General features: G+C 61.1%; 10 protein-coding genes and 1 pseudogene. 10 read left to right on the forward strand and 1 reads right to left on the reverse strand.

Annotated elements, in window-relative coordinates:
• Window positions 1-115, forward strand: a pseudogene (locus C9E82_RS23090) (IS5/IS1182 family transposase); the annotation flags it as partial.
• A gap of 117 nt (window positions 116-232) precedes the next feature.
• Window positions 233-835 carry a plasmid pRiA4b ORF-3 family protein gene (locus C9E82_RS23095; protein WP_119899738.1) on the forward strand — a complete coding sequence of 201 codons (603 nt, stop codon included), beginning with the start codon at window positions 233-235 and terminating at the stop codon, window positions 833-835.
• 187 nt (window positions 836-1,022) lie between these two features.
• On the opposite strand, the gene C9E82_RS23100 is transcribed toward C9E82_RS23095, so the two are convergent.
• Entirely contained in the window at window positions 1,023-1,940 is a 918-nt protein-coding gene (locus tag C9E82_RS23100) for a LysR substrate-binding domain-containing protein (protein ID WP_119899741.1), read from the reverse strand.
• Between the two features lie 407 nt (window positions 1,941-2,347).
• Here C9E82_RS23100 and C9E82_RS23105 point away from each other — a divergent pair, with 407 nt between their 5' ends.
• The 8 genes from C9E82_RS23105 to C9E82_RS23140 all read left to right on the forward strand — a co-directional run bounded on the left by C9E82_RS23105 (window position 2,348) and on the right by C9E82_RS23140 (window position 9,478).
• Complete coding sequence (locus C9E82_RS23105) at window positions 2,348-3,379, forward strand: ABC transporter substrate-binding protein (RefSeq protein WP_119899744.1); 1,032 nt, start codon at window positions 2,348-2,350, stop codon at window positions 3,377-3,379.
• A 63-nt stretch (window positions 3,380-3,442) separates the two neighbouring features.
• A complete protein-coding gene (locus C9E82_RS23110) occupies window positions 3,443-4,513 on the forward strand; it encodes an ABC transporter ATP-binding protein (RefSeq protein WP_119899746.1) in 1,071 nt (356 codons plus the stop codon).
• Window positions 4,506-5,375, forward strand: a complete 870-nt coding sequence (locus tag C9E82_RS23115; RefSeq protein ID WP_090617837.1) for an ABC transporter permease — start codon at window positions 4,506-4,508, stop codon at window positions 5,373-5,375. The genes C9E82_RS23110 and C9E82_RS23115 overlap by 8 nt, the downstream gene beginning before the upstream one ends.
• Window positions 5,372-6,181: an ABC transporter permease gene (locus tag C9E82_RS23120; protein WP_119899748.1), complete on the forward strand. Its 810-nt coding sequence runs from the start codon at window positions 5,372-5,374 to the stop codon at window positions 6,179-6,181. The genes C9E82_RS23115 and C9E82_RS23120 overlap by 4 nt, the downstream gene beginning before the upstream one ends.
• A gap of 92 nt (window positions 6,182-6,273) precedes the next feature.
• A complete protein-coding gene (locus C9E82_RS23125; protein ID WP_119899751.1) occupies window positions 6,274-7,410 on the forward strand; it encodes an NAD(P)/FAD-dependent oxidoreductase in 1,137 nt (378 codons plus the stop codon).
• Window positions 7,411-7,447: 37 nt separating this feature from the next.
• A complete protein-coding gene (locus tag C9E82_RS23130) occupies window positions 7,448-7,738 on the forward strand; it encodes a (2Fe-2S)-binding protein (RefSeq protein WP_119899753.1) in 291 nt (96 codons plus the stop codon).
• A complete protein-coding gene (locus C9E82_RS23135) occupies window positions 7,728-9,089 on the forward strand; it encodes an FAD/NAD(P)-dependent oxidoreductase (protein ID WP_119899755.1) in 1,362 nt (453 codons plus the stop codon). Before C9E82_RS23130 ends, C9E82_RS23135 begins: the two co-directional genes overlap by 11 nt.
• A gap of 29 nt (window positions 9,090-9,118) precedes the next feature.
• The gene (locus C9E82_RS23140) at window positions 9,119-9,478 is read left to right on the forward strand and encodes a RidA family protein (RefSeq protein WP_119899757.1); all 360 of its coding nucleotides are present in this window, start codon (window positions 9,119-9,121) and stop codon (window positions 9,476-9,478) included.
• Window positions 9,479-9,675 lie beyond the last annotated feature (197 nt).

The raw sequence follows: 9,675 nt of genomic DNA on the forward strand, positions 1-9,675 counted from the left end.
GATCATGTTCGGCAGGCTCAAGGACTGGAGGCGCGTCGCGACCCGCTATGACCGATGCCCCAAGGTGTTCTTCTCAGCCATCGCCCTCGCGGCTCTCGTCATCTATTGGTTATGAATCCTGACCCTAAGGCTAAATAGCCTACTTCAGGGAGGACCACTTTTCAGGGGGCAGACCACGCCTGCCGGAACTTCTTCCCTGGAACTGGTCGCAAATACCGCAAAGGAGGGCCGCATGACCCTGATCGCCCGCCTCCGGATCCTTCTGAACGACGTCGATCCTCAGCCGATGCGCCATATCGAGGTGCCGCTGAAGATCAGGCTCGACCGGCTGCATGAGGTGGTCCAGGCGGCGATGAGCTGGACGGACACCCATCTCTACGAATTCAGGGCCGGGGGGGCGGGCTGGGGCGTGCCCGATCCGGACGGATTCTACGACGGCCCGATGCCCGCGAAGAAGGCGACGCTGCAAAAGGTGCTCGAGGATACCGGCGCCAGGACGCTCCAGTATGTCTACGACTTCGGCGATGACTGGGACCACTGCATCCGGATCGAGCGGGTCACCGAGGCCAGCCAGGGCGTGACCTATCCAAGGCTTCTGAAGGCCAGCGGGGCCTGCCCGCCCGAGGATGTCGGCGGTGCTCCGGGCTACGAGGAATTCCTCGAAGCCCTCGCAGATCCGAACCACGAGCAGCACGACGACATGGTCGGCTGGTCAGGTGCAACCTTCGATCCCGAAGATGCCAGGATCGACAGGATCGTCGAACGCTTTGACCAACTCGCGAAGAAATGGTCCCCGCGGCCCGGCAAGCCCAAAGCACCCAAGCCCACTCCCTGAGCACGGACACCCGTCCGCGGCCTACGCCGGATGGTTACGCTCAATAGCCTACTTCAGGGAGGACCACTTTTCAGGGGGCAGACCAAGATCTGACGACTGCGAGGTACTGAGCGTGATCATCTACGTCATGCGCTATGGGTTGGTGTGGGCCAGATGCAACGCAACAGGGGCCCGTTGCAGCGCGAGATCAACCGCCGACCGTGGGGTTCAAGATCTCGTCCAGATCGCGCTTAACGATATCGCTCAGCGCTGCGGAGAACAGTGCGATTATCCTGTCGTCCTGCCTCCCGGGGTGAAAGACCAGAAAGCCACGATGCTTGATTGCGGGCAGGAATGGTCGAGTGATCACATCGTTAGCTTTGTATTCAAACGCCGCGAGTGGGTTGACGATGGCCACGCCAAGCTGCTGCGCAACTAACGCACATGTGACAAGGCTGTAGGATGTCTTGAGGTTAACTCGGCGTGATACGACAGCTTCGGCGAAAAGTTCGTCAATCTCGGAGCGGCCGAACTCGTTCTGGGGCGGAGAGATGAACGGCTCATCGGCCAGATCATCTGGGGTGATGACCTTTTTTTTAGCAAGGCGATGCTCGCGAGGCATAACGCAAACGGCGTCAACCTCATATAACTTCTCACTCTGTAGTCCGTAGGCTTCGCTCACCTGCGATACGATCCCCATGTCCGATGTCTGGTCATCGACCCATTGCGCAACGTCGGATGAGTGTCCGATGTTGACCGAAATGCTGGCTTCCGGAAAATCCTCCACAAACTTCTTGATCGCCCGCGGAACAAGGCCCAACGCCAGTATCTGCACCGCAGCGATTGATAGCGATCCGCCGCTGAATCGACGAATTCGTGCGGCGGCTTCCTCAAGATAGCGTAGACCGTTGAAGCTTCTTTGAACCTCCTTGAAGAAGGCCAATCCCTCACCTGTGGGAACGAGTCGGCCGGGCAGGCGCTCGAAAAGGCGCAGCCCGGTCAACTTTTCAAGCTGGGCGATGGACCGGCTGACATTGGGTTGCGAGGTGTGCAGGACTTTCGCTGCGGTGGTCGTTGATCCCGACATCATCACCGCCCGAAATGCCTCGACATGCGAAAACCGCATCCATGATTCTCCGCGAATGATCCGTCATCGATTTCCCATGTTCCGCAATATGGCAAGAGAGGGCGCCCGACGACAAGCAGGACAATGGGCCATCTCATCCCCAAGGCGTCGGCAGGCAGGCCATCGGACAGCTTGCCGGAACAGGAACCGAGAAAGTTCTGTCTGCGGCGCATGAATTCTTAATTGATATGCGTTTTCCGATCAAGGGCTGTGCGCATGGGCTGTGCTGTGACGATATTTCAGGCAATGATGGCATCTTTGCGCAGAAGCCATATCATTTATGCATGACCCCTCCCCAACTTTCGATTTGCCCCAAGGGGGGCGGAACCCTTAGCGTTCCAGCTGTCGCATGAAGCTGCGGGACGTGGCTTCCGGACGGCAAACAAGAAAAACGACAGGGAGATGTCATGAAACGGATCAGCGTTCTCGCCATGCTGGCGGCATCTGTAGCTGCCTCGCCGCTTGCCGCGCAAGAGACCTTGTATTTCGCGGGCTATTCTGGGGATTTCCAGACGATGTTCGAAAGCGAGATCGCGCCCGGCTTCGAGGCGGAGCATGATGTCAATATCGTCTTTGTGCCGGGGAACTCCAGCCAGACGATCGCGAAGCTGCAGGCGCAGAGGAACAATCAGGAAATCAGCGTCGCGCTGGTGGATGACGGGCCGATGCAGATGGCGGTGCAGTTCGGATTGTGTGACAGCGTCAGCGATGCCGACGCCTATGCCGAACTCTACGATATGGCAAAGCCGGAAGCCTTCGAGGGCAGGGCAGTGGGCATCGGTCTGGTTGCGACCGGAATCGCCTATAACAAGGAAAAATTCGACGGCCAGGGTTGGGACGTCCCGACCTCGTGGAACGATCTTACGGATGACAGGTTCGACAAGCGGGTGACATCCAACCCGATCAGCGGCACATTTGGTCTGAATTCACTTCTGATGTTCGCCCGCATGAATGGCGGCAGCGAAGAGAATATCCAGCCGGGTATGGATGCGATCCGCGAGAGACTGGCACCGAAAGTGGTCACCTGGTCGTCGTCGAATGCCGAGATGGCGCAGATGTTCCAGAATGGCGATATCGACTTGGGCGTCTGGGGCAGCAATCGCACAGTCGCGCTGAGGAATACCGGCTTTCCCGTGGAATTCGTTTATCCCGACGAGGGTGCGCCCGCCATCATAGCCTCGGCTTGCGCCGTTACGGACGGCCCGCAGGCCGAACTGGCTCAGCAATTGCTGGTTTATCTCGTCTCGCCCGCAGTGCAGCAGAAGCTGGCGACGGAGGGTTTCGGACCCACCAACCGCGAAACCATACTGGACGCCGATATCGCCGAGGACGTTCCTTACGGAGAAGAGAAGTTGTCGAAGATGATCAGCCTGGACTGGGATGTCATCAACGCAAACCGGGCGGATTGGACCAGGGAATGGACCCGCACCGTTGAATAAGGGGGCGCGCCCTGCGCGCTTTCGCCCGCGGCAGTCAGACAACAACCCAAGCCAGGCAGAGACATGAGCACACTCACCCTACGGGGCCTTGCGAAGACCTATGCGCCGAATGTGCGGGCCGTCAAGAGCATCGATCTTGAGGTCCAAAGCGGTGAGTTCGTCTCGCTGCTGGGCTCTTCGGGCTGCGGCAAGACCACGACACTTCAGATGGTCGCGGGATTCGTTGCCCCCACAGCCGGGCAGGTTCTGCTGGATGGTAGGGACGTCACCTATCTGGAGCCTGACAAGCGGGACATGGGCGTCGTCTTTCAAAGCTATGCACTGTTTCCACATATGACCGTCACGCAGAACGTGCGCTTCGGCCTTGAGATGCGCAGACTTCCGGAAAGCGAGATCAAAGAACGAGTCGCCGAGGCGCTGTCGATGGTCCGGCTTGCCGGGCTGGACGACCGCTATCCAAGTGAACTGTCCGGAGGACAACGCCAGCGCGTCGCGATCGCGCGTGTGCTGGCCATCCGTCCGCGCGTCCTTCTGCTGGACGAGCCGATGTCCAATCTGGACGCAAAACTGCGAGGCGAGATGCATGTCGAGCTGCGCGGCTTGCAGAGGCGATTGGGCATTACCACGATCCTCGTCACCCACGATCAGGTCGAGGCGATGACCATGAGCGACAGAATCGCCGTGATGGCGAACGGCACCATTGCCGAGCTTGGCACCCCGCAAGAGGTCTATGACATCCCGGCAACCGAATTCGCCTTCAATTTCCTTGGCCAGTCGAACACGATCACCGGCAAGGTGCTGGGCCATGACGACAGTTTCACGCAAGTGCGCGTCGGGTCGAGCACGATCAACATTCCGCAGCGGAATGCCGGGCTGGCGGGTGACGTGCGGTTCTTTATCCGGCCAGAGCGGCTTATGCTGACATCACCGGAGACAGGGATCATCACGGGCCGCGTCGCCACGCGGCTTTTCCTTGGAAATACCTGGACCTACGAGATCGACAGCCCTTTGGGCCGGCTGCGGGTGATCAAGGTGAACACAAGGGGCGGTCAGCCCCAAGAGGGGGATCAGGTCGGAATCAAATGGAACGAGGCGGATATGCAATCCGCATCCGAGGAAATCGCCCATGTCTGACGCATCCGCCAGGACGGGCAGCCAGCCCTGGCTGTTATCCTTTCCATCGATCGCCCTGTTTCTGGGACTTCTGGTGGTGCCGCTGGCACTGACCGCGATCCTGTCCTTCAACGTTTTCGATTCGATGGCGGGGACACAGGACGAATTCACCGCTGACAATTACATCGAGATACTCACCGATCGATACTATTTCGAACTGTTCCTGCGGACGGCCCTGATGTCGGGTGGAGTGACGCTGCTGTGCATCCTTGTGGGCGTGCCGGAAACGATCATTCTGTCAAGGATGCAGCCACGCTATCAGGGAATCTTCTTCGTGATGATCCTAGGACCTCTGCTGATATCGGTCGTGGTCCGTACCCTTGGCTGGTCCATCCTGCTGGGGCGCGAGGGGCTGATCAATCGGGCACTTGTCGAGCTGGGGCTGATCCAGACACCCTTGCAGCTGATGTATTCCATGACCGGCGTAGTGATCGCGCTGACCCATGTGATGCTGCCCTTCATGGTCATCGCTGTCTGGAGCACGCTGCAAAAGCTGGACGGGCAGGTCGCGGATGCCGCCCGTTCGCTTGGGGCGGGATCCTTTACCACTTTCCGGCGGGTGATCCTGCCGCAGCTTCTGCCGGGGATTCTGTCCGGTTCGATCATCGTCTTCACCTTGTCGGCCTCTGCCTTCGCAACCCCTGCCCTGATCGGTGGGCGCCGCGTGAAGGTCGTGACGACATCGATCTATGACGAATTTCTCAGCACGATGAACTGGCCGCTGGGCGCAGCCATCGCGATCCTGCTGCTGATCGGCATCGCCTGCGTGGTCATGGGCAGCAATCGCATCATTGAGCGCAAATTCAAGCAGGTGTTCTCATGAAAGACAAAGGTCTTGGTTCCAACGGCATTGGTTCCCTCATCTTCCATACGCTGTTCATGATCTTCATCATCGCACCGCTTGCGGTCATCATCCTCGTGTCGTTTTCCGATAAGGGCTATATCTCGATGCCTTTCGATGGCGTGTCCCTGCGCTGGTATCGGGCGATCCTAGATGCGCCGGAATTGATGAACGCGCTCTGGATCTCGATCTGGATCGGGCTTGGTGCGGCGACCGTCGCGTCGCTGGTGGCGGTTCCGGCGGCCATCGCCATCGCGCGATACCGCTTTGCCGGACGCGATGCGCTGATGGCGCTGTTGCTGTCACCGCTGATGATCCCGCATGTCGTTCTGGGGGTGGCTTTCCTACGCTTCTTTTCCCTGATGGGATGGAGCGGGTCGTTCATGGCGCTGTTACTGGTCCATGCCCTGATCGTCGTCCCCTTCTCGTTGCGGTTGACCCTGGGGGCGATCATTGGGCTTAGCCGTGATGCCGAACTGGCGGCGCGATCCTTGGGGGCGTCGCGGTGGGTCGCCTTCCGGCGCATCCTGCTGCCGCTGATCCTGCCCGGTGTCGCGGGTGGGTGGGTGCTGTCGTTCATCCAGAGCTTTGATGAGGTCACGATGACTGTTTTCATCGCGACTCCCGGTATGACCACGCTTCCGGTGGCGCTGTATCATCGCGTCTCGATGCTGACGGACCCGGTGACCACCTCGGTCTCGGCCATCATGATCGTCGGTACGATGGTCATGATGTTCATTCTGGACCGGCTTGTCGGGATCGACAGGGTGCTGATCGGCAAGAAGTAGATCGCTTCAATCAGGGTGATGGGGCTGCCTGCCGCATTGCGGCGGACGGGAAAGGCTTGCCCGATGACATTGGCACCGAAAGGCTGGAGAAAATGAGTTCAAATCAAGTGACGATTGTCGGCGGAGGGCTGGTCGGGGCCGCTATCGCCTACGGGGCGGCTCGTCGCGGATTGTCCGTCAGGGTGCTGGACCAGGGCGATACCGCGTTCCGCGCTTCGCGGGGGAATTTCGGTCTGGTCTGGCTTTCCAGCAAGGGCGGGGGAATGCCGGAATATGCCCGCTGGACGCGGGAGGCGGTTGGCCTTTGGGGTGGCCTCCATCAGGAATTGCTGGATCTGACCGGGGTCGATAGCGGGCTGGTGCAGCAAGGCGGGTTCTGGCTGGGGTTCAGCGATGAGGAAGTGCAGAAACGCGCGGATCTGCTTGCGAAGATCGACCGTGAGGCAGGCGGCATCCCGTTTCGCATGATGGAGCCCGCCGAGATCCAGCAATACCTGCCAGATATCGGCCCGAAGGTGGCGGGTGGCAGCTGGGGCGCGCATGACGGCATGGCAAACCCCTTGTTTCTGCTGCGCGCCCTGCATTCGGGGCTGAAGAAATGTGGCGCGGACATCATTACGGGCGTCGATATCACCGCGATCGAACATGATGCGGCGGCGGGGCGCTTTACCGCGCGAAGCCGCGACGGGCAAAGCTGGATCAGCGACCGGATCGTCATCGCCGCCGGGCTTGGGGTTTCAGATCTGGCCGGGCAGATCGGCATCCACGCGCCGGTCGTGACGACGCGGGGACAGGTGCTGATCACCGAACGTCTGAAGCCGTTCATGGATTATCCGACGAACAAGGCGCGCCAGACCACGGAAGGGACCGTTCAGATCGGCTCTACGACCGAGGATGTGGGGCTGGACGACGGCACGACGGTCGATAAGATCGAATGGCTGGCCCGGCGGGCCGTGGACACGTTTCCGCATCTGGCCCATGCGCGGCTTGTCCGGGCCTGGGGGGCGTTGCGCCCGCTGACCCCGGATGGATATCCGATCTATCAGGAATCCGAGACCTGCCCGGGCGGCTTCGCGGTGGTCTGCCATAGCGGCGTCACCCTTGCCGCCATCCATGCCAATATCCTCGGTCCGTGGATGGGCGGGCTGACGGATGCTCCCGCCGGCGTCGCCCGGTTTCGCGGCTCGCGCTTCCTTGGCAAGAACACGAGGTACGCAAGTGACCACTGAGACGCTTTTCTCAATTCCCGCAAGCGCCGGCCAGAAGATGGTCAGAATCGAGTTCGAGGGCGAGACCTTTCAGGTGCCCGAGGGGATCAGCGTGGCCGCCGCGCTGCTGAGCAATGGCCGGGGCGCATTCCGCACCAGCATCGTCGGCGGCGCGCCGCGCGCGCCCTATTGCATGATGGGCATCTGCTTCGAATGTCTGGTCGAGATCGACGGGATCCCTGCGCGGCAAGGCTGCATGACCCCCGTCCGCAACGGGATGATCATCAGGCGCCAACCGGGGGCGCCGTCCCTGAAGGCGCTGGCTTCGGGAGGCAGGAATGAACACTGAGACAACCGACCTGATCGTTATCGGTTCCGGTCCCGCCGGGATGGCCGCCGCCGCCGAGGCCCGCGCGCTCGGCATGTCGGTCTGTGTGCTGGACGAGCAGCGCGTGATCGGCGGGCAGATCTATCGGCGCATCGAGGATACGCCCGAGGCGCTTCGGATGATCCTCGGCAAGGATTACGCTGCGGGCAGTGCGCTGGCAGATGAGTTCCGGCGCAGCGGCGCGGATTACCGTCCCGGCGCCACCGTCTGGAACCTGTCCGGGGACGGGGTGGTCGATTATGTGGCCGATGGCGGATCGCGGACGATCTCGGCCACCAACGTGCTGATTGCGACCGGCGCGATGGAGCGTCCTTTCCCGATCCCGGGCTGGACCTTGCCCGGCGTGATGGGGGCCGGGGCGGCGCAGATCATGCTCAAGGGGGCGGATGCACGACCTTCTGGTCCCGTGGTGCTGGCCGGATGCGGGCCGCTTCTTTACCTGCTGGCCTGGCAATATCTGCGTGCGGGGGTGCAGCTTGCCGGATTGGTCGACACGACGCCATTTTCGGCCTATGTGGCGGCCCTTGGTAAAATTCAAGGCGCGGTGCGGGGGCGAAAGGACCTGATTAAGGGGCTTGGCCTCGTATCGCAGGTGCGGCTTGCGCGTGTGCCCGTCTATTCTGGCGCGAAAAGCCTTGAGATCCTGGGCCGGGACATGGCCGAGGGCATCCGCTTCCAGCACAAGGGGAAATCCCGCGAAATTGCCGCCGGACTGGTCCTGCTGCATCAGGGCGTGGTGCCGAACACGCAACTGAGTTGGTCGCTGCGCGCCCGCCATGGTTGGGATGCCGGACAGTTGTGCTGGACACCCGTGACGGACGAGGTGGGCCGCCTTGGCCAGACCGCTGTCTATGTCGCGGGAGACAGCCGGGGGATCGTGGGCGCAATTGCCTCGGGGGTGCAGGGACGGCTTGCAGCACTCGCAATGCATGAACGCTCGGGTGGCAAGGTGCCGCCCGGACGCAGGGCCGTGCTTGAGCGGCAACTAGCGCGGCATGTCTCGCTCCGGCCGTTTCTGGACAGGCTTTACCGGCCGCTGGACGAACACCGCATCCCCGCCGACGATGTCATCGTCTGCCGCTGCGAAGAGGTCACGGCCGGGGATCTGCGCAGCTATGTCGATCTGGGCTGTCTGGGGCCGAACCAGGCCAAAAGCTTTGGCCGCTGCGGCATGGGCCCCTGTCAGGGACGCCTGTGCGGACTGACCGTGACCGAAGTGATCGCCGCCGCCCGCAAGGCTGCGCCGGAGGAGGTCGGCTATTATCGCATCCGCCCGCCCATCAAGCCGATTCATCTCGGCAGTTTTTCCTGATGCTCTGATCCCCAAGAAAGGTTAAAAACATGAGCCATATCACCCGTATCGAAACCGATCCGCGCCGCAGCCGGGCCGTCGTCTATAACGGCATGGTTTTCGTCGGCGGCATGACCGCCGATGACCGCAGCCTCGACATTGCCGGGCAAACCAGACAGACGCTGGAAAAGATCGAGGCTTATCTTGCGAAGGCCGGAACCGACAAAAGCAGGGTGCTGACCGCACAGATCTGGATCAAGGATCTCGACCGGGATTTCGCGGCGATGAATGAGGTCTGGAATGCTTGGACCGCGCCGGATGCGGCCCCCACGCGGGCGACAGCGCAATGCGAGATGGGCGCACCCGATATTCTGGTCGAGATCATTGTGACCGCTGCGGTCGAAGACTAAGCTTTCCATAATAGCGGACCCAAGCCCAAAGCGTGTTGATCGCGTGTCGAGCTGCATGTGACGGTACGGTTGAGAAGGGCGGTGCGAAATTAGTCCACGTTAGCGGCGGCATGGTGCTGCTGCGGGCGGCGTAAAAGTCGTCCACCTTTGTCCCTTTCTGCGGCTGCAGGGAGGATGGGAGGATCTACAGCGTGGAG

Source organism: Paracoccus sigandri, from assembly GCF_003709565.1.
Lineage (GTDB): Bacteria > Pseudomonadota > Alphaproteobacteria > Rhodobacterales > Rhodobacteraceae > Paracoccus > Paracoccus siganidrum.

Bases quoted from the DNA above. Each gene is read 5' to 3' on its own strand.
- C9E82_RS23095 (WP_119899738.1), top strand. From the start codon at position 233: ATGACCCTGATCGCCCGCCTCCGGATCCTTCTGAACGACGTCGATCCT.
- C9E82_RS23100 (WP_119899741.1), bottom strand. From the start codon at position 1,940: ATGCGGTTTTCGCATGTCGAGGCATTTCGGGCGGTGATGATGTCGGGA.
- C9E82_RS23105 (WP_119899744.1), top strand. From the start codon at position 2,348: ATGAAACGGATCAGCGTTCTCGCCATGCTGGCGGCATCTGTAGCTGCC.
- C9E82_RS23110 (WP_119899746.1), top strand. From the start codon at position 3,443: ATGAGCACACTCACCCTACGGGGCCTTGCGAAGACCTATGCGCCGAAT.
- C9E82_RS23115 (WP_090617837.1), top strand. From the start codon at position 4,506: ATGTCTGACGCATCCGCCAGGACGGGCAGCCAGCCCTGGCTGTTATCC.
- C9E82_RS23120 (WP_119899748.1), top strand. From the start codon at position 5,372: ATGAAAGACAAAGGTCTTGGTTCCAACGGCATTGGTTCCCTCATCTTC.
- C9E82_RS23125 (WP_119899751.1), top strand. From the start codon at position 6,274: ATGAGTTCAAATCAAGTGACGATTGTCGGCGGAGGGCTGGTCGGGGCC.
- C9E82_RS23130 (WP_119899753.1), top strand. From the start codon at position 7,448: ATGGTCAGAATCGAGTTCGAGGGCGAGACCTTTCAGGTGCCCGAGGGG.
- C9E82_RS23135 (WP_119899755.1), top strand. From the start codon at position 7,728: ATGAACACTGAGACAACCGACCTGATCGTTATCGGTTCCGGTCCCGCC.
- C9E82_RS23140 (WP_119899757.1), top strand. From the start codon at position 9,119: ATGAGCCATATCACCCGTATCGAAACCGATCCGCGCCGCAGCCGGGCC.